The following is a 20296-nucleotide window of genomic DNA, read 5'->3' as shown; positions in this document are numbered from 1 at the left end:
GAGTGGTAGGGGAGAATCCTGCTCACGAATAACATACTGAGGCCAACGAGCAGATGTCGTTACAGAATTTATTGAGTTCATACCGAACCGCTGCGCGTACGGAACGCGACAAAGGAACCTATTTCGAGCGGCTAGCGATCGCATTTCTCGCGCATGACCCAGTTCAGGTGGAGTAATATTACGACGTCAAACCTTATACCCAATGGGCGCTCGAGCACGATTGGGATAGCCGCGACACCGGCATAGACCTCGTTGCGAAGCTGCGCGACGAGGACGGCTTCGCAGCGATCCAATGCAAGTTTTATGACGCGGATTATCGCATCCGCAAAGAGGACATCGACAGCTTTATCTCGGCGTCCGGCAAAGATCCGTTCAAACGCCGCGTCGTCATCGACACGACAGAAAAGCCTTGGAGCGAAAATGCTGAAGCGATGATCCGTGGCCAGATCATTCCGACTATCCGCATCGGTCTGAATGATCTGCAAGAAAGCCCGATAATTTGGGAGCACTTCGGTGATCAAGGCAAGGTCGTTCTGGCCGACAAAAAGCGCTTGCGTCCGCATCAAGAGGAAGCGGTTCGCGATGTTCGCGTCGGGTTGACAGACGCGGATCGAGGCAAGCTGATCATGGCTTGTGGGACAGGTAAAACCTTCACCAGCCTCAAAATAGCGGAAGATTTGGCGGGGATGGGTGCGCAGGTTTTGTTCCTAGTGCCTTCCTTGGCGTTGATGGCACAGACCGTTCGGGAATGGACGGCGGACACGGAAACGCCGCTAAGATCCTTTGCCGTTTGCTCGGATACGCAGGTTGGCAAGAGGCGCGTCGGAGTTGATGACGTTGCCGAGATCGACGTGCTTGATCTTGCATTCCCCGCGACAACGGATCCGCGCAAGCTTGCCGAGGGGGTGTTGCATCCCGCCTCCGACAAGATGACGGTTGTTTTTGCGACCTATCAGTCGATTCAGGTTATCGCTGACGCCCAGCGCGATCACGGGCTTCCAGAATTCGATCTCATCGTTTGTGACGAGGCGCACCGGACAACCGGCGTCACGTTGGTGGGCGAAGACGATTCTAATTTCGTCAAGGTTCACGACAACAGCGTCATCCGGGGCAAGAAACGCCTTTACATGACCGCGACGCCTCGGATTTTCGGTGAGAACGCCAAGTCCAAAGCTGACGATGTCGGTGCTGAACTGTGCTCGATGGATCGGCCGGATCTGTTTGGGGAAACGTTTTTTTATCGCGGATTCTCATGGGCGGTGCAGAACAACTTGCTGACGGACTACAAGGTCATCGTGCTGGCCATGGATGAGCAGCTAGTTTCGGATAGCGTGCAAAAGCGTTTGATGGATGGCGGAAGCGAGCTGCGGCTCGACGATGCCACCAAGATCGTGGGATGTTACAAGGCGCTGACTAAAGCCGATTTGCAGGCCGATGTTTCCACCGATCCGCATCCGATGCGCCGCGCATTGGCCTTTTGCAAGGACATCAAAAGCTCAAAACTAATCGAAACCGAATTCTCCGCTGTCGTTGATGAGTTCCTCGGGGACGATGCTGTTCTGGATGATGCTGACGAAGATGACCGCCTGCGTTGCGAGATCGAGCATGTCGATGGCACATTCAATGCCAAGGATCGCGGTCGCCTGCTCGATTGGCTAAAAGCTGATACGCCCGATCATACTTGCCGTGTCCTGACCAATGCGCGTTGCCTGTCAGAAGGCGTGGACGTGCCAGCACTAGATGCGATCATGTTCTTGCACCCGCGCAAAAGCCAAATTGATGTCGTGCAATCGGTCGGTCGGGTCATGCGAAAGACCGATACTAAGAAAATGGGCTATGTCATTCTGCCGGTTGGTATCCCGCACGGCAAGACACCGGAAGAAGCTCTTGCCGACAACGATAAATATCGCGTCGTCTGGCAGATTCTGAACGCCTTGCGTGCCCATGACGAAGACGGAATGGGGGCCACGATCAACCAAGCCTCTCTGGGCCAGGATATCAGCCACAAGGTTGAAATCGTTGGTATCACTGCGTCGCAAAGTGCCGAACTGGCTGCGGTGACGGCCGTTGTTGAAGATCTGCCAACGCGATCGCAACCTGCAACCGCCAGCATTGGCTCACCGGGACGCGATCCTGTGGCAACAGGTCCGGTGCAGGGCGAAATGTTTTTCTCAGTCGATGAATTCTCACGCGCGATCATGGCGAAGATCGTCAAGAAATGCGGAACCCGCGACTATTGGGAGGACTGGGCGGGCAACATTGCCGAGATTGCCAGTAACCACATCACACGCCTGAAAAGTCTATTGGACGCGCCTGACACCCGTGCGAGTGAAGCGTTCGCCGCCTTCCTCGAAGAGCTTCAGGACGATCTGAATGAAAGCGTGTCTCGCGAAGATGCCATTGAGATGTTGGCACAACATCTCATCACGCGACCCGTCTTCCAGACCTTGTTCGAGGGCCACCAGTTCACTTCCGAAAACCCCGTTTCCCGCGCCATGCAGCGGGTTCTGGATGTCTTGGACGAAGCCAATCTCGACAAGGAATCCGAAGATCTCGACAAATTCTATGCCGATGTGCAGCGCCGTGCCCAAGGCATCACCGATCCGGCGGCGAAACAGAATCTGATCAAGGAACTCTACGAGAAGTTTTTCAAAAAGGCCTTCACGCGCACCACCGATAAGTTTGGCATCGTCTATACACCGCCCGAGATCGTCGATTTCATCATCCATTCGGTCAACGATGTGCTGCAAGCCGAGTTTGGCCAGACGCTGGGATCTGAGGGCGTGCATATCATGGACCCTTTCACCGGCACGGGTACCTTCGTCACGCGGCTCTTGCAGTCGGGGCTGATCGCGCCCGAGGAGATGGAGCATAAATTCCGCCACGAGATCCACGCCAACGAGATCGTGCTGCTTGCCTATTACATTGCCGCGATCAACATCGAGGCGGTATATCATGGGCTTCAGGGCGGGGAATATGTGCCGTTTGAGGGTATCTGCCTGACCGACACCTTCCAGATGTATGAAAGCGATGATCTGATCTCGCACTACATGCCCGACAACTCGGAGCGGCGCAAACGGCAGAAGGCGACAGATATCCGCGTGATCCTTGGCAATCCGCCCTATTCCAAGGGGCAGGACAGCGCCAATGACGACAATGCCAATGTGGACTACCCGACGCTGGATGGCCGCATCCGCGACACCTATGCCGCACTGACCGATGCGCAGAACAAGAACGGCCTTTACAACAGCTACCTGCGCGCCTTTCGCTGGGCTAGTGACCGGATCGGCGATGACGGCGGCGTTGTAGCCTTCGTGACCAATGGCGGTTGGCTGGACGGGAACGCCACAACCGGCGTACGCAAGAGCTTCGCCAAAGAATTTTCCGACCTCTACATCTTCAATTTGCGAGGGGATGCGCACCTGACCGGCGAACGCCGTCGCAAGGAAAAGGGCAATGTCTTTGGCGCGGGCACGCGCACCCCTGTTGCGATCTCGGTTCTGGTCCGCAATCCCGATGCCGCACATTGCGGCCGCATCCATTACCGTGACATTGGCGACTACCTTGAAGAAAAGGAAAAGCTGGCGATCATTCGCGACTTCGGCTCAACACGCGGCATTGCCGAAGCCGATGGCTGGACCCAGATCGAACCCGACGAACACGGGGATTGGTTGAACCAGCGGGATGCGTCTTTCGATCAGTTCATCAAGATCGGGGACAAGAAGGACAAGACCGCCGAGACATTGTTCGAGACCTATTCCGCAGGGGTCAAAACCCAGCGGGATGCGTGGTGCTACAACCGCTCTCGCGCTGATCTTGAGCGCAACATTGGGGCGATGATCGACACCTACAATGATGAGCTGGCCAAGGCACGGCAGGCGCAGGATGCAGGCCAGCCAGCGCCGAAACTGTTGGGTGATCCGAGGCAGGTAAGCTGGACACGGGCGCTTTTGGCGGATCATGGCCGTGGCAAACCCTTGTCGATCGAGGATGGCCAGTTCGTGCCGTCGATCTATCGCCCGTTCGGGAAGGAGTGGTTGTATTTCAGCCGCCGCCTGAACGAGATGGTTTATCAGATCCCGCGCCTGTTCCCCGATGCCGACAGTCCCAACCGCGTGATCGCCATGTCGAGCCCCGGCGCGCGCGGATCGGTTTCTGCGCTGATGACGGATTGTATCCCAAGCCTTCACGCCGCTGATATGAGCGGTTCGCAATGCTTCCCGCTCTACATCTACGACGATGCTGATACCGGCGCGGATGACCTGTTTTCGGGCGCGGATCATGCCGCCCGCCGAGATGGCATCACCGACGCAGGCCTGCGCCATTTCCAAGCGGCCTATCCGGGCCAGCAGATCACGCGCGAGGATGTCTTCTATTATACCTATGGCCTTCTGCATTCCGAGGAATATCGCGCCCGCTACGCCGATAACCTGACCAAGGAATTGCCCCGCATCCCTTGCGTGAAGAAGGTCGAGGATTTCCGCGCCTTCGCGCAGGCGGGCCGCGATCTGGCCGATCTGCATGTGGGCTACGAGACGGTCGAACCCTACCCCGTCACCTTCAAGCAGGGCCATCCCGACACTTGGGTCATCGACGATCCGCAGGCCTTCTACCGCGTCACCAAGATGAAGCACGCGGGCAAGCGCCCGAACCTCGACAAATCGACGGTGATCTACAACGCCAACATCACCATGCAGGATATTCCGCTGGCGGCCTATGATTATGTCGTCAACGGCAAGCCCGCGCTGGAATGGGTGATGGAACGGCAGGCCGTGCTGAAGGACAGCAACAACCCCAAGACCAAGAAAGGCAGCGACATCGTCAACGACACCAACCGTTACGCCGTCGAGACCGTCGGCAACCCCGCCTATCCGCTGGAATTGTTCCAGCGCGTGATCACGGTCAGCCTGCGGACGATGGAGATCGTGCGGGGGCTGCCGAAGTTGGAGATTGATGCATGACTCGGGGGCCTTACAGATTTTTTGGGGCCGAGAGACGCCGTTTTAAGGGGTGAGGATACGCCATGAAGCCGATTTCAAAGATGGATTGGGACATCATCGACGCAAGGGTGTCGAAGACTTGCGAAAGGCACCAGTTCCCCAAGAAAACGGTAGGCTTTCTTGCTATCGTTCTCGGCCAGATTTTTCCCGGCCACGATGACCAGTTGCAAGAGATCATCACCGATGGCCCCGATGATAGGGGGATCGATGCGATTCACATCATCGAAAGCGAAAGCAGCGCCGAAGTTTTCCTGTTCCAGTCGAAATATCGGGAGAGCCAAAGCACTTGTCACAAGACGATCAATGACACCGAGATTCTGAAAGTTTCCCTTTTTCTCAACGAGTTGTTTGAGAAGTCAGATGGATTGGCAAATAGCGGAAACTTCCGACTTCAAGAAGCTGTTCGCCGGATCTGGGAATTCCACGACAAAGGTAAAATCTGCCGCTACAAGGCCATTTTCTGTTCGAACGGTGAAGGCTTCTCGACCTCTGCATTGGGCATCATCGAGACCATAAAGGCATCGCATACGTCGGTTTCATTTGAGTTCTACGGCGGGCATAGTGTTGTTCAAGCCATGGCTGGCGAAGGGCGTGCCCGCGAGGATGGTCAGCTACAGGTTATTGGCCGTGAAATCCTTGAGCGTTCGGACGGCGATGTTCGAGGGGCGATTGCGTCGATTGACGCAATGTCCTTTGTCGAGTTGATCACGGAAGACGACGGCGAAACAATCAAACGCCACCTGTTTGATGACAATCTGCGAGTGTTTCTCGGGGCCAAGGGTGGCTTCAATCAGGCGATTATCTCGACGGCCACATCAAACGATAGCTACCTGTTTTGGTACCTGAACAATGGCGTCACGATCACCTGCAAGAGCTTTTCATACAACAAGGGCCACACCAACCCGAAATTGGTCTTCAAGGACTTTCAGATCGTCAACGGTGCGCAAACCTCGCACTCGTTGGTGGAAGCCGCCCGCACCGATCCGGAGGCGCTGTCTGATGTCGTCGTGATGGTGCGCATGTATGCAACGGATCGGTCAGATATCGCGGAAAGGGTGGCTGTTGCGACCAACAGCCAAGCGCGGATTCAAAGCCGTGATCTCATGTCGAACCATGAAATCCTGAAGAAGCTGGAGCTTGCGTTCAAGGAAAAGGGCTACTTCTTCGAGCGGAAGAAGAATATGCACTCAGATCAACCAGACGACAAGAGGATTGACGCCCTGAAGCTGGGCCAAATCATCTTGTCGTTTGATCTCAGAGAGCCGGATCGCGCCAAGACTGAATCGGATTCGATTTTCGATGCCCGCTTCCAGCAGGTATTTGGGAGCCGTCAGAACATCGACGAGTTGATCAAGCTCTATCGGCTTTACGGGATCATTGAAGAGCTTCGCGACGCATACCAAGCAAAGTTTGGTTCCTCACCAGAGAGCGGACATGAGCACCAGTACCTCGTTTATGGACAATGGTTTATTCTCTTCGCTTGCAAGCTCCTTCATGTGAAATCGCAAAAGCCAGAGTTGCCCGAAGGTGATGCAGCGCTCGAATTGGTGGAAGAGGCCATTCGGCGAGTTGCAGCAGCTTGCAGCCAACAGAAAGCGGTTGCTCATTACCAAATGTTCCGCAGTCCACGAACGAAAGAACGTATTCTTGGTGAGATCAGCGCCAAGCAGACGGACTTCTTTGATCTCCTAGCCGTTTCGTGAAGCCCGTGCATAAATCAAGATTTATGCACGGCGGAGGCGCCTATATGAAATCAACCACTTGGGCCGTGCGAAAGTTGCGTGCATAAAGAAGGCATGAAATTGATTGGCTATGCGCGCGTTTCCACTACTGGTCAGACCCTTGATGCACAGCTTGAGCAGCTTCGTGCAGCTGGGTGTGCCTCGATATTCAGTGAAACAATGAGTGGGGCGCAGCGCGCCCGACCGGAGTTGATAAGCGCGCTCGCAACTCTCGCGGAAGGGGATGTGCTCGTTGTGACGCGACTTGATCGGCTCGCGCGATCGACGCGCGATCTTCTGGATATTGTCCACACGATCGAAACCAACGGTGCGAAGTTAAAGTCGCTTGTAGATTCATGGGCAGACACCACAACACCCACAGGCAAACTCATTCTCACCGTTCTGGGAGGGTTGGCGGAATTCGAGCGGTCTTTGATTGCCGAGCGGACCGCTGAGGGGCGCGAACGGGCGAGGCGAGCGGGGAAACGGCTTGGTCGTCCACCCAAGCTCACGTCTCACCAGCGCAACGCGGTCCTCAAACTGCGTTTGGAAGGACAGGACAATGCCGAAATTGCGCGTTTACTCGGGGTGTCCCGGTCAACGGTTTCCCGCATCAGATGAAATCAAATTTCCTAGATAACAAAGAGATCGAGCACTATGGTTCCCAACTTTTACGATGTTCTGCGTTACTGGCGTTCTTCGTTGGCCGATGGGGCTCTCGGGCGAGGGCGTTTCCGGCAGAAGGATCGAAAGAGCTTTATTGAGCTGACGACCGACACATTGCGAAACGGCAGCCTCCCCCAAAACCAAGTTCGACAAGTGTTCGCAGATCAGAAGCCGGACGCAGAAATTGTTTCGGTGAAAATCTGGCCTATGGTGACATCCCGAATGACCTCACACGGGACGACGGTTTTCAATGGTATGCCGGAAATTGTGGCCCCCGTTGTTACCGAGGCGACAGTGGACAGGTCGGGGGCTATTCTCCCATCTCGCAATGTTATCGCCAGAGATGTGCTGACACCACTGCCAAACGATGAGTTCTCGATGGGCTCTGTTGAGGATTTCGACCGCTTTCTATCGGCAACACCGCTCAAACTCGATGAAAGTAGAGCGATCTGGCCTCAATATCTCGACCATTGCCGTAGCATGGTAGATGCCGTCGCGCCCGGATGGCCTACCAAAGGTGCGGGCTACGCGCCTGCGGGTATTGGCTTTATGGAAGTTGCCGGTGACGCGGCAGCCACCATTGCCCAGATCATCAAACTCTACGACACATTGTTGAGCCATAAGCCCTCTTCGCCACTCTTGGAGAAAGTTGCCTGCCCGCCTGCCAAGACAATCGCACTTTCGGAAGAAACCGAGACGAACTTCATTAATCGTTTGGGGCACTCGAATGATCAGTATCCGCTTGCGGATCATCAACGTCAGGTTCTCTCCTATCTTTCAACAGGGCAGCTTGGCGATGTGCTGGCCGTCAATGGTCCGCCAGGGACTGGCAAGACGACGATGCTACTTTCGGCGATTGCAGATGCTTGGGTGCGCGCCGCTCTGGAGAAAGCAGAGCCTCCCATCATTGTGGCAGCCTCGACCAACAACCAAGCAGTAACCAATATCATCGATGCTTTCGGCAAGGATTTCGCTAGAGGCGAAGGGCCATTTGCGGGGCGCTGGCTACCAGACTTAAACAGCTATGGGATGTTTTTGGCCTCTCAAAAGCAAGAAAATGAAGGCGCATCGAAGCGCTACCAGACCGAGCGCTTCTATCTCGAACTTGAAACCGAGGATTATTTTGAGCGCGCCAAGGCGGCCTATGTCGACGCCGGGCATCGGGCGTTTCCAGAGATCGACACCCCCGGCGTGGAAGATATCGTCTCTCGGTTGCACGAATTGATCGTGCACGAGGCCGCAAAACTATCGGATATCGACGATGCCAGAGTCCGCCTTGCTGCCCTTTCTGAGAAGGTTCGGAGCCTTCTTGGGGACAATCCTGAGACTGCGTTGTCACGGTTCGAGGATGACGCGAAACGGATATCTGCTGAGCACGATAAGTGTAAAGCATGGGATGTGGCTTGGACTCGGCATCAAGCCGGTGAATCCTCCGTTCTGTCCCTCTTCAGTTTCCTACCCCCTGTCGCGCGCAAACGCGCTGCAAAGGCTCGTATGGCGCTTCAGGAAGTCGGCTGCACGCTCGATTTTGGGTATGATTCATCTGTTTCTGACATCGAATCGGCATTGAGAGCCGATATAGGCAACGCCGCTGAGCGCTCGCGTTCTGCTCAAGCTAAGCTTGAACAAGCTCGGTCGGCGCACGCCGATCTTAAGGCAGCAAATCAGGCATGGCAGGAAGCAACTGATCAACTCGGGGCACCGCCACCGCATATCACCGACGCACTGACCTTCGACCAGCTTGCGGATGTCACCTCACGGTTCCAACTGTTCCGACTTGCCAGTCATTATTGGGAAGGACGCTGGCTTCTTGAAATGGAAGCGGATTTGGAAGCAATTGTCGAAGATAACTGGAAAACTACACGGAGCGATGTCGAGCCTCGCTGGCGTCGCCGCATGATGCTGACTCCTTGCGCCGTATCCACATTTGCCAGCCTGCCCGGTAAAATGAAGTTCTGGCGACCACAGGGTGAAGGTTACTTGCTAGGCTTTATCGATCTTCTGATAGTCGATGAAGCCGGGCAGGTTCTGCCCGAGGTGGCCGCACCGTCTTTCGCGTTAGCGAAGCGCGCGCTGGTAATCGGGGATACGCAGCAGATCGAACCTATATCGTCAGTCTCCAGCTCGGTTGATATCGGCAATCTGCAAGGCTGTGGTCTTCTGCCCGATGTATATTCGGAAGCTGATCTTGTGGCCGTCTCAAACCGGGGTATTCGCAGCACGGATGGCAGTGCGATGCGGCTAGCTCAAGAGGCTTGCCCTTATGAACCCTATCCGGATTTGGAACGTGGCCTATACCTCTTTGAGCATCGGCGCTGCTATGATGAGATAATCGGTTTCAGTAATACGCTTTGCTACAACGGAGCACTCCGGCCCTTACGTGGCAACGCGCCGGATGACGGCGAGCGCCCGGCCATGGGATATCTGCACATAGACGGCAGAGCGGTGAGTTTTGGCGGCAGCAGGGCAAATGCGACGGAAGCGGCCACGATTGCCGACTGGCTCGCTTCAAATCAGAAATCACTGGAAGACCAATACGGGAAACGGCTCGCTGATATCGTTGGCGTTGTCACGCCGTTTGGCCGTCAGGTGCGAGAAATCAAAGCGGCCTGTGCCGAACGTGGTCTCGATAGCAGAATGACAGTCGGGACGGTCCATTCATTGCAGGGAGCCGAGCGCCCCATCGTGATCTTCTCTCCCGTCTACTCCAAGCATTCGGACGGCCAGTTTATCGATATGTCACCGAGCATGCTGAACGTGACGGTGTCCCGCGCCAAAGATTGTTTCTTGGTCTTTGGTGACATGGATGTCATTTCCGCAGCTGCGAAAGGGACGCCTCGTGGAATTCTGGCGGACAATCTATGTTCAGCAGCTGGCCGGGCTCTTGACTATGAAGCCCAGCCTCGTGCCGATCTGCAAGCGGCTGACCAGCCTTTGATGACTCTGCGCGACTCGGCCGAGCATGATAGATTTCTTCTCGATGTTTTGTCGTCGGATGCGCGGCAGTTGACCATTGTGAGCCCATGGGTGATCGCATCAACCATGAAACGTGCTGGTCTGCTGGATGGCTTCCGCAAGGCTGTGGCCCGCGGGGCCGAGGTGGACGTGTTTGCCGACCCTCTGCTGAATCAGAAATTGGACGGCCAAGGCCGAAGCCAGTTGGAGGTCACGAAGTCTGTGCTCAATGATGTTGGCGTATGCGTACACGAAGTGCGCCAATTGCACAGCAAGATCGTCGTTGCAGACTCTTCCCTTCTCTGCATCGGCTCATACAACTGGCTCAGTGCCGATCGAAAGGGACAGTACGCCCGACACGAGACCTCCATCGTCTATCGGGGATCGCATCTTCAGAATGAGATCGAGGTCATCATGGGAAGTCTTGGGCATCGAGAAAAGCGTTAGTATCAGCGGAGGTGTGCGGAAGAGCCGTGGGCATCGCCTGTTCGCCGACCTCGTGGTCTAGCGCTGCTTGCTCGGTTCGAAATCCTCATATCGGCCGGTGAGGGGTTCGTCGAAGAAGCTGGTTTCCTTCTTCACGCATTGCACGATATCGACTTGGTCTAGGCCCATTGTCGGGTCTTGGTTCAGCTCTCTTTCCTGTTCGCGTTTGCTCAGGGCACATTTCAGCACGCGGCGCACATCGTTCAGGTTCAGACCGTATTCTGCGACGAGGTGCATGGTCAGGTCGAGCGTTTCATCCACAATCTGGCACAGCTCTGCGTAGCTCTTTGCTTCGAAGTAGTGTGAGAGCAGCGAGTGAGCGGGCAAATCGAATTGGGCCCTAAGCTTCGCGAGGATATCAGACGGAATCGGCCTCTCACCGTATTCATAGTTTTGGTAGCCGCGCAGGCTAAGGCCAAGGATTTCAGCCATGCCGGTCTGAGAGAGCCTCCTTCCTTCGTCGTCGCGGAGTGACTTGCGGAGCTTTCGAAGCGCGAGGTGCGGTTTCATTCGTTGATATCGCTCGGCGCGTTCATGGGCAGACCACCCCCGTTTAAGCGATTCGTCAGCCTCGCGTTGCCGCATGGCGATCTCTCCATTTGTAAGTCTGTGCTTCTTAAATGCCATTGCGCTACCTTTGATCGCCATATTGCGCACAGATGTGCGTATTTTAAAAGTATTAAAAACAATCGCTTGTGATCTTCTGCTGCTTTGCGCTCAATGTCCGAAGGAGGTCGTTGAGATGTCGAAAATTCTTGAGATGGGCCGGACCCCTGATGAGTGGTCTAAGCGGCTGGAAATCAGAGGTTTCCACCTGTCGCCGCGCACGTTGCGCTCACGGGCGAAAGCGCATGGGCAGTATTTTTCGATCGGGAGCGCGATGATCATCACGCCCGATCAGATGGACGAAATTCTGTTACGAGAAGCATCCGGCCAGCCAGCCCCGGTGGACCTCGACCGGCTGGCCAGTCGTCGGGGAACAGCGAAATGATCCGGCTCGTAAGTTCCGATGAGTTGGCCCAGTCGCTTGGGTATTCGGCAGCGAATGATGCATTCAGATCGTGGTGCGCTAAGCTGCGGATCACCCCTGTTCCGGGGCGTCGAGGCTACTACGTCGAGGTGTTGGTCCGCCGCCGTTTAGATGAAGCTCAAGGGCTGATAGCCTCGGATGCCACTGACAGCCCCACGACGTCATTCGTTGAGATGAGGAGAGCGCGCCGTGGTCAAGGTTGAGCTGAAAGGTGTCCATCGTGTCAGAAGAAAGCTTGTGAGCGGGCTGTATCGGGAGCGCCACTATGCTTGGCGTGGCGGCCCTTGTTTCTGGTCAAGCGACTTGAACTTTTCGAAGCATAGTCCTGAATACATTTCTGCTTTTGCGGCCTGTTCAACTCGATTGGCTGAGCCGCGCTTGCTGACGAAGTCGGTTGTGGACCAGTTTCTGGACTCCGCTGAGTTCCTAAAAACGAAACCCCGCACGCAGAGCGACTACAAGAAATGGATGCTGCGATTTCAGGAGGAGTTTGCGGAAGATCCATTTGCCATGTTCGCCGAGCCAGAATCGCGCGGAGAGGTATCTGACTGGCGGCAACAATGGGCGCACTCCCCCAAGCAGTTCGACTATTGCGGGACGGTGGTCACACGTTTCCTGAACTGGGCCGAGGACAACGGCAAGATCAGTCGCCACTTCTGTCACAAGCTGCCAAAGGTCTATGAGTCTGACCGGGCTGAGATCGTCTGGACTCCTGCCGATGTTGATCTTTTCTGCCAAGCTGCTCCGGAATATGCCCGCCGCATTCTGATTTGCGCCTGTGAAACAGGGTTGCGACCCGGTGATTTGGCGGGCCTCAACCGTGGGCATATCCGCAAGACGCGGCATGGCCGCAGGCTACGGGTGCGCACAAACAAGCGCAGTAAGATCGCGACGATTCCTGTGTCCCAGAAGCTCGGGGCACTTCTGGATGCGACGCCGCCCGACCGGATGCTCATTCTCGTGGGGGACAAGGGGCAGAAGCTCGACGCTGAAAGCGCTTCAAAGGCGGTGAGCCGGTGGCGCAATCGCATTCCAGAGTTGGCACCGGACGCCAAGGGGTTCGACCTTCGGCTTTACGACGCGAGGGGCACGGCAGCGACGCGACTTCTGGAGGCCGGACTTGGGCTGAATGACATCGCGTCGTACATGGGCTGGAGCATTCGCTACGCGAGCCAGGTGATCGAGCATTATGCGGTGATTTCCGAGGACGAAACCGACCGCGTCAAACGGGCGCTGGAAGCCGCCCAGAAGACCGAAAATGGAACAAAACTGTAAACCGACCTGTAAACGGTCGATCTCAAAAGGAGGCGACAATGGCGCAAGTGCTTGAAATTAAATGGAGGCGAGTACCGGAATCGAACCGGTGTACACGGATTTGCAATCCGCTGCGTCACCACTCCGCCAACTCGCCGGACCGTTGTGGTGGATTGGATTTAGACCAAGGCGCGGGGGATCGCAAGTGGGGAGTGAGGGTTTGCGGCGGTGATGCCGCTTCGCCGAAGTAACCGAATCTTAAGGTTAATGGGCCTAGATCGGAGCGGGTCGCGGTGAAGGATGCGGCTCGGGCGGATGGCGGTGCGGCGAGCCTTTGGAGATCCGGCACGGATCGCCGCGCCGTCATTTGTGCGAGCGCAGTGAACCACCATCGGAAAATCCGATGGGCAAGGCCAGAATGGCCTTCGCGGGCAGGTCAGGCTCGCGCATGGCGGGGTTTGGGTCCATGTGCGGTGATTTCGCAACCGCGCAAGGTGCGATCAGTTACGCCGGGCAGGGGATCGGCGCTCGGGGCGGAACCTTGCGGATTGTGGGCGAGATCATCTCCGCGGCGGCCTTTTGCTACGGCAGGCTGCGCAGATATTCCATGACTGCGGGTCGCACGGTTTGCTCGCCGGCGTCTTTCGCGGTTTCGATGATGCGGCGCACTTCGGTCAGGTCGCAGCGCCGGAGCAGGTGTTTGACCGGGCCGATGGAGGCCGGACGCATCGAGAGCGACCGCAGACCGATGGCCGCCAGGCACAGCGCTTCGACAGGTCGCCCGGCATCTTCACCGCAGAAGGACAGGGGCGTGTTCGTGGCCGCGCAGCGCGTGACGATATCCTGCAGGAAGCTCAGAAAGCTGACATTGAGCGTGTCGTAACGGCGCCGGACGCGTTCGTTCTCGCGATCGGCGGCAAAGAAGAACTGCTTGAGATCGTTGCCGCCGATGGACAGAAACTCGACTTCCTCGAAAAAGCGCTTGCTGGCGAAGGCGAGCGAGGGCGTCTCCAGCATGGCGCCGATTTCCAGGCGTTCGGGCAGGACATGACCCAACCGTTCCTCGCGGGCGATGGCCTTGTGCACCTCGTTGCGCGCCGCGTCGTACTCAGCGAACTGCGCAACGAAAGGGAACATGATCGTCAGCGGCCGGCCGTTCGCGGCGCGCAGAAGCGCCTGCAACTGCATCCGCATGACGCCCGGCTTGTCGAGCCCGACGCGGATCGCGCGCCAGCCGAGCGCGGGATTGGGTTCGTCCTGCGGCGCCATGTAGGGCAGCACCTTGTCCGAACCGATATCAAGCGTGCGAAAGACCACACGACGGCCCCTCGCGGCATCGATCACGCGGGCATAGATATCGACGAGCTCGGTGCGTCTTGGCATCTTGTTGCGCACAAGAAATTGCAGCTCGGTGCGGAAAAGCCCCACACCCTCGGCGCCCGAGCTTTCGAGCGAGGGAAGATCGGCCATCAGCCCGGCATTCATGTCGAGCCGGATCCGCGTGCCGCAAAGCGTGACGGCGGGCTTGTCCCGGATCGAGGCGTAGCGCTCCTGCGCTTTCGCCTGCATCGCCATCTTGTCGCGAAAGGCGGTGACGACGGTATCGTCGGGGCGCAGATGAACAACGCCCTGATCGCCGTCGACCATGATGTGATCGCCGTTCAGCGCCTCGATCTGGATGCGTTTTGTGCCGATGACCAGCGGAATGGCGAGCGCGCGCGCGACGATGGCGGCGTGGCTGCCGACCGCGCCTTCCTCCAGCACGATTCCGCGCAGCGAACGGCCGTATTCCAGAAGCTCGCCCGGCCCGATATTGCGCGCCACGAGGATCGGGTTTTCGGGCAGCTCGGCGCCGGTCTGCATCCCCTGGCCGGTCAGGATGCGCAGCAGGCGATTGCTCAGGTCATCGAGATCCTGCAACCTTTCGCGCAGGTAAAGGTCATTGGCCTGCATCATCCGCGCGCGCACATCCGATTGTTCCTTCTCGACGGCGGCCTCCGCGCTCAGCCCGCGATCGATATTCTCCTCCATCCGCCGCAGCCAGCCTTTCGAGTTGGCGAACATCCGGTAGGCTTCGAGCACCTGCACCTGCTCGGCATCCTCGACCGCGCCGGAGAGCAGTTGATCGACGCTGATGCGTAGCGCCTCGACCGCCTCTATCAGGCGGGCGCGTTCGGTAGCCGGATCGTCGGCCACCAGATTGGTCACGACGACGCGCGGTTCGTGCAGCCAGACATGGCCTTCTGCACTGCCTTCCTGCCCGGTAATGCCGCGCAGCAGGACCGGTTCGGTATGCCGCGCGCGCAGCGCCGCGCCTTCGCCGACAAAGGCGCCCAGTTCCGTCATCTCGGCCAGAACCATCGCGACCACCTCGAGTGCATAGACCTCATCTGCGCTGAACTTGCGGGCATCCTTGGACTGCACCACGAGAACGCCGAGCTTTTCGCCCAATCGCTGGATCGGCACGCCGAGAAAGCTGGAATAAAGCTCCTCGCCCGTTTCGGCCATGTAGCGGAAGCCCCGTGTCGCGGGGGCGTCGGCGGTGTTGATGATCTTGCCGGTGCGCGCGACACGACCCACCAGACCTTCGCCCATCTTCATGCGGGTCTGATGCACCGCCTCGGGATTGAGCCCTTCGGTGGCGCAAAGCTCCAGCGTGTCGTCATCGCGGAAAAGGTAGATCGAACAGACTTCGGTGCCGATGGAATCGGCGGTCAGGTGGGTAATCTTGTCGAGCCGTTCCTGCCCGGCGGCCTTTTCGGCCATCGTGTCGCGCAGCCGCCCAAGCAGCTTCCGGCTCTCGCTTTCCACACGCTCGATCATGCGCCGCCCCTTGCCGCTTCGCCGCTGCTCGCCGGTATCGCGCGGCGATCAGCCGGTCTTTTCCAGCTCGAAGGCATCATGCAGCGCCTGAACAGCGAGTTCCATGTATTTCCGGTCGATCAGAACAGAAATCTTTATCTCGGAAGTTGTGATGACCTTGATGTTGATCCCCTCGTCCGAGAGCACCTTGAACATCTTGGCGGCAACGCCGGTATGGCTGCGCATCCCGATGCCGACCACGGAGATCTTGGCCACGGCGGTATCCGCGACCAGATCGTGAAAGTTGATGTCGCCTCGGGTTTTCGCTTCGGCGAGCGCCTTTTCCGCGCGCTGCACCTGATTGGTGGGGCAGGAAAACGTCATGTCCGTCCGCCCCTCCTCGGAGATGTTCTGAACGATCATGTCGACGTTCACCCCCGCCTCGGAGAGCGGCATGAAGATCGCCGCCGCGATGCCGGGGCGGTCAGCGACCGACACCAGCGTCATCTTTGCCTCATCGCGCGAATAGGCCACGCCTGCTACAACATTGCTTTCCATGATATCCTCCTCGGCGCAGACCAGCGTTCCTGCGTCGTCCGATTGTTCCTCGAAGCTGCTCACGACGCGCAGCCTGACCTTGTAGCGCATTGCCAGTTCGACCGAACGGGTCTGCAGCACCTTCGCACCGAGCGATGCCAACTCCAGCATTTCCTCGAAGGCGATCCGGTCGAGCTTGCGCGCCTTTTCGCAGATGCGCGGATCGGTGGTATAGACGCCGTCCACGTCGGTATAGATGTCGCAGCGCTCGGCACCGAAGGCAGCGGCGAAGGCGACGGCGGTTGTATCCGAGCCGCCCCGGCCCAGCGTGGTGATCCGGCCCTCCGGGCTGATCCCCTGAAACCCGGCGACGACGGCGACCTTCATGCCTTCCCCGAATTTCTGGCGAATGTTGTCTGTCGGGATATCCTCGATCCGCGCGGCGGAATGGGCGGAGGTCGTCTTGACCGGCACCTGCCAGCCTTGCCAGCTGCGCGCCGGCACATCCATTTCCTGCAAGGTCAGCGCCATCAGCCCGGCGGTGACGTTTTCGCCCGAAGCGACCACCGCATCATATTCGCGCGCATCGAAAAGCGGGGAGGTTTCCTCGACATATCCGACGAGCTTGTTCGTCTCGCCCGACATGGCCGAAACGATGACGATCACGTCATAGCCCTTGGAGACTTCCACCCCGACGCGCTTGGCCGCGCGCCTGATCCGGTCGAGCGTGGCGACGGAGGTTCCGCCGAATTTCATCACGAGAACGGGCATCAACGGCCTCCCCGGTTCGAACGTCGGCTGTCCTTTACGTGCCGGCGCGGGGCGGCGCAAGTGCGCGTCTCAGTTGGTCTTGCGGGTCGGGGTGAAGGGCAGGGGTGCGACCGGCACGCCGTCCTCGATCAGCTTTCTGGCCTCCTCGCGCTTCGCCTCGCCCCAGATCGGGCGGTCCGGGGCCGCGCCGTCATGGATGGCCCGCGCCTCGGTTGCGAAATTCTTGCCGACGTAATCGGAGTTTTTCTCGACGAATTTACGCATCGCCGACAAAGCCGTCTCCACCGGGCCCGCCGGGCGCGACAGGCTGCGTTTCGCGGGGGCGTCCGACGTGTCCGATTTGCCCACACGCGGCGCCATCATCGCCTTGCTCACGTCCGTCGAGCCGCAGACCGAGCAACCGACCATTCCGGCGGCCTGCAGCTTGTCGAACGCCGATCCGGACTGGAACCAGCTTTCGAAGCGGTGATCGTTGGCGCATTTCAAGGTGAACTGGATCATGGCGTGTCGGGATTGGAGGGGCAGGGGCGTGGAGCCGGTCGTCGAAATATGGGGGCTTCAGTGAAAATAAGCACAAACCGTTCGATATCAAGCATTGAGAACCGCTTGCACATCCCGCATCAGCGCATCGAAATCGGTGTCCTGCCGCAAGGCCTCCTGCGCGGCTCGGCCAAGTGCCTCCTGCGCCGACGCATCCGCCAGCGACACGAGCGCATCACCCAGATCGCCCGCGCCCGTCACGTCGATCATCGCCCCGGCATCTTTCAGGCGCGCATAGGCCGCGCGGAAATTTCCGGTATCCGGCCCGCTCAGGATCGCCGATCCGAAGGCGGCGGGTTCATAGGGCGTGTGCCCGCCGCGATCCGTCAGCGATCCGGCGACAAGGGTAACGCCCGCCAGCGCATACCAGAGCGGCATCTCGCCCAGCGTGTCGGCCAGATAGACCTGCGCGCCAGCCGGATCCTCGCCCCGGCTGCGCCGCGCGCAGCTGAGGCCCGCCTTGCCGATCAGCTGCTCGATCCCGGCCGCGCGTTTGGGATGGCGCGGCGCGAGGATCAACCTGAGACCCGGCCGCGCGCGCAGTGTGCGCTCATGCGCCGCGATCACGATGTCTTCCTCCCCCTGATGGGTTGAGGCGGCAAGCCATGTCTCGTGACGGGTGAAGGCGGCGCGCAGATCGGCGCCGGGCGTCGCATCCGGCGGCGTATAAAGTGCCTTGAGATCGAAAACCGGCCCGCGTGCCGCCGACTTCAGACCAAGCGCCGAGAACCGCTCCAGCGATTGCGCGTCCTGCGCCGACAGATAGCTTACGCGGCCCAGCATGTCGCGCGCGAGCCGGCCCAGCCGTGTCCAGCCCTTCGCCGTCCGCGCGGTCAGCCGCGCGCCCAGAACGATCACCGGGCCGGGAACCGACCGGATGCGGATGGGCCACAGATCGCTCTCGAATGTGACATGCGCCGTCACGCCCCATCGGGCTATCACGCGCCGCACCGGGCCGGGCAGATCGACGGGTGCCAGCCGCACCGACAGCCCCGGCACGTTCCATCCGCGCACCAGCGCAAGCGCCGTATCGGTGTTCACTGTCAGAAGGATCGCCTCGCCGCGCGCCGCCAGACGATCGATCACCGGACGGGCCGACATCGCCTCCCCGTTCGACGCGGTATGCATCCACAGATGCGGCCCCGGCCGCTCCGGCTTGGTGCGGCCGAGCCGCGCCCGAATGCCGTGCCAATCGCGCTGCGCGATGCGCCGCAGGATCTCCTTCGCGGCGAAAAGCGTCATCAACAGGCGGTAGAGACCCACGCCCGCCCCTCAGGCGGACACGCGCGGCAGGCAGGCCGCCGGGCCATCCGGCGGGATGGACAGCGTGGCCCGGATCCGGTGTTCGAGCCGCCGCAACAACACGTCATTGTCGAACCGCTCCTCGGCCACCGCCCGTGCGCGCATCGACATCGCCAGCGGGTCCGGCACCGCAAGCGCTCGCGAAATGGCGCGGGTGAAACCGGCCTCGTCATGTTCCTCGACCAGAAAGCCGGTCTCGCCCTCGTCAATTGCCTCTGGGATGCCGGCATGGCGTGTCGAAATGGTTATACAGCCGCAGGCCATCGCCTCCTGGATTGCGGTGGGCAGACCCTCGGTATTGCCGTCGCGCGCTGTGACGGAATGTTGCAGGAAAAATTGCGTGCTCATCAACCGGTCACGCACGGTGTGATGCGGCTGCGCGCCGTGAAAGCGCAGCTTGCCGCTGATGCCCAGTTCCTCGGCCAAAACCCGTGTCGGCTCGAAAAGCGGCCCATCGCCGATATAGTCGAGCCGCGCCTCGGGCATCCCTTCGGTCGCCCGTGCGAAGGCGCGCAGCGTCGTCATCGGCGCCTTCTTCTCGACGAACCGCCCGACGGCGAGAAAGCTCAGTGGCACCTTGGCACGCGGCGCAAAGCGGCGGATATCGACGCCCGAGGGGATCACCGTGCTGTTGGGATGCGAAATCCCGTGCCGCGCGAGATTGTCGAGCAGGAACCGCGAAACGGAAAACACCCCCGCCAGCCGCGGCATCATCTTGCGGTAGGCCGACCGCATCCGTTCGGTGCGGATCGCCTTGGAGGCATCGGTGCCGCGGAAATAGGTGAAGATCGGAATCCCGAGATGATTGGCGAGCGGCGCCAACGCCAGCGCTTGCGTGCCGAACTCGGCCAGCACGATCTCGACACGCTCCTCGCGCAGGAACTTGACCAGCGCGTCCCTGGCCTCCCCGAAGGGCAGGCGGGAGGTGCCGTGCCGCATCCGGTTGCGCAAAAGCCACCAGGGCGCGATCATCATGTCGCGCCCCGACAGCCCGTCGCGGCGCACGAAATAGGGCTTGCCATAGGGATTGTCCCCCCGGAACCGCCCGCAGACCACCACCGTATCGCCACCGAACAGATGCTCGATATGCCGATTGATGAACGTCTCGCCGCCCAGATGATATTCGCCTGTCGCGATGGCTGCGCGCATGAAAGCCTGCCCGAAGGATCAACGGAGCCTAGCTATCAGCGCATCGCGACGCCAGCAAGGTATCGCGGATCGGTTTGAACGGG

12 protein-coding genes and 1 tRNA gene are annotated in these 20296 nt (G+C 59.0%); 6 read left to right on the top strand and 7 right to left on the bottom strand.

Annotated elements, in window-relative coordinates; genetic code table 11:
- Positions 1-242: 242 nt before the first annotated feature.
- The 4 genes from M3465_RS00235 (at position 243) to M3465_RS00220 (ending at position 10789) form a co-directional block, all read left to right on the top strand.
- Positions 243-4961 (top strand): type ISP restriction/modification enzyme, encoded by a 4719-nt coding sequence (locus tag M3465_RS00235; RefSeq protein ID WP_249500826.1) that lies wholly within the window; start codon positions 243-245, stop codon positions 4959-4961.
- A gap of 62 nt (positions 4962-5023) precedes the next feature.
- Positions 5024-6703, top strand: coding sequence for an AIPR family protein (locus M3465_RS00230; RefSeq protein WP_249499697.1), 1680 nt, complete (start codon positions 5024-5026; stop codon positions 6701-6703).
- A gap of 93 nt (positions 6704-6796) precedes the next feature.
- A complete protein-coding gene (locus M3465_RS00225) occupies positions 6797-7342 on the top strand; it encodes a recombinase family protein (RefSeq protein WP_249499696.1) in 546 nt (181 codons plus the stop codon).
- A gap of 36 nt (positions 7343-7378) precedes the next feature.
- Positions 7379-10789, top strand: a complete 3411-nt coding sequence (locus M3465_RS00220) for an AAA domain-containing protein (RefSeq protein WP_249499695.1) — start codon at positions 7379-7381, stop codon at positions 10787-10789.
- A gap of 57 nt (positions 10790-10846) precedes the next feature.
- On the opposite strand, the gene M3465_RS00215 is transcribed toward M3465_RS00220, so the two are convergent.
- Entirely contained in the window at positions 10847-11413 is a 567-nt protein-coding gene (locus tag M3465_RS00215) for a helix-turn-helix domain-containing protein (RefSeq protein ID WP_249499694.1), read from the bottom strand.
- Here M3465_RS00215 and M3465_RS00210 point away from each other — a divergent pair.
- Both M3465_RS00210 and M3465_RS00205 read left to right on the top strand, forming a co-directional pair.
- Entirely contained in the window at positions 11412-11819 is a 408-nt protein-coding gene (locus tag M3465_RS00210; protein ID WP_249499693.1) for a hypothetical protein, read from the top strand. The genes M3465_RS00215 and M3465_RS00210 overlap by 2 nt on opposite strands.
- Before the next feature lie 228 nt (positions 11820-12047).
- A complete protein-coding gene (locus M3465_RS00205; protein ID WP_249499692.1) occupies positions 12048-13133 on the top strand; it encodes a tyrosine-type recombinase/integrase in 1086 nt (361 codons plus the stop codon).
- Positions 13134-13195: 62 nt separating this feature from the next.
- Here the strand turns inward: M3465_RS00205 and M3465_RS00200 are convergent.
- The 6 genes from M3465_RS00200 to M3465_RS00175 all read right to left on the bottom strand — a co-directional run bounded on the left by M3465_RS00200 (position 13196) and on the right by M3465_RS00175 (position 20213).
- Positions 13196-13269 (bottom strand) — tRNA-Cys (locus tag M3465_RS00200).
- A 425-nt stretch (positions 13270-13694) separates the two neighbouring features.
- Positions 13695-15935, bottom strand: coding sequence for a phosphoenolpyruvate--protein phosphotransferase (gene ptsP, locus M3465_RS00195; protein WP_249499691.1), 2241 nt, complete (start codon positions 15933-15935; stop codon positions 13695-13697).
- Positions 15936-15983: 48 nt separating this feature from the next.
- Positions 15984-17222 carry an aspartate kinase gene (locus M3465_RS00190; RefSeq protein WP_249499690.1) on the bottom strand — a complete coding sequence of 413 codons (1239 nt, stop codon included), beginning with the start codon at positions 17220-17222 and terminating at the stop codon, positions 15984-15986.
- Positions 17223-17291: 69 nt separating this feature from the next.
- Positions 17292-17723 carry a DUF1178 family protein gene (locus M3465_RS00185; protein ID WP_249499689.1) on the bottom strand — a complete coding sequence of 144 codons (432 nt, stop codon included), beginning with the start codon at positions 17721-17723 and terminating at the stop codon, positions 17292-17294.
- An 87-nt stretch (positions 17724-17810) separates the two neighbouring features.
- Entirely contained in the window at positions 17811-19025 is a 1215-nt protein-coding gene (locus M3465_RS00180; RefSeq protein ID WP_249499688.1) for a 3-deoxy-D-manno-octulosonic acid transferase, read from the bottom strand.
- 9 nt (positions 19026-19034) lie between these two features.
- Positions 19035-20213 carry a glycosyltransferase gene (locus M3465_RS00175; protein ID WP_249499687.1) on the bottom strand — a complete coding sequence of 393 codons (1179 nt, stop codon included), beginning with the start codon at positions 20211-20213 and terminating at the stop codon, positions 19035-19037.
- Positions 20214-20296: the final 83 nt, after the last annotated feature.

The sequence above is a fragment of the Marivita sp. GX14005 genome (assembly GCF_023370775.1).
Taxonomy (GTDB): Bacteria; Pseudomonadota; Alphaproteobacteria; order Rhodobacterales; family Rhodobacteraceae; genus Marivita.
This window is presented reverse-complemented; position numbering and strand designations above follow the sequence as displayed.

Coding starts and splice junctions, on each gene's coding strand:
- M3465_RS00230 (WP_249499697.1), top strand. CDS start 5,024: ATGAAGCCGATTTCAAAGATGGATTGGGACATCATCGACGCAAGGGTG.
- M3465_RS00225 (WP_249499696.1), top strand. CDS start 6,797: ATGAAATTGATTGGCTATGCGCGCGTTTCCACTACTGGTCAGACCCTT.
- M3465_RS00220 (WP_249499695.1), top strand. CDS start 7,379: ATGGTTCCCAACTTTTACGATGTTCTGCGTTACTGGCGTTCTTCGTTG.
- M3465_RS00210 (WP_249499693.1), top strand. CDS start 11,412: ATGGCGATCTCTCCATTTGTAAGTCTGTGCTTCTTAAATGCCATTGCG.
- M3465_RS00215 (WP_249499694.1), bottom strand. CDS start 11,413: ATGCGGCAACGCGAGGCTGACGAATCGCTTAAACGGGGGTGGTCTGCC.
- ptsP (WP_249499691.1), bottom strand. CDS start 15,935: ATGATCGAGCGTGTGGAAAGCGAGAGCCGGAAGCTGCTTGGGCGGCTG.
- M3465_RS00190 (WP_249499690.1), bottom strand. CDS start 17,222: ATGCCCGTTCTCGTGATGAAATTCGGCGGAACCTCCGTCGCCACGCTC.
- M3465_RS00185 (WP_249499689.1), bottom strand. CDS start 17,723: ATGATCCAGTTCACCTTGAAATGCGCCAACGATCACCGCTTCGAAAGC.
- M3465_RS00175 (WP_249499687.1), bottom strand. CDS start 20,213: ATGCGCGCAGCCATCGCGACAGGCGAATATCATCTGGGCGGCGAGACG.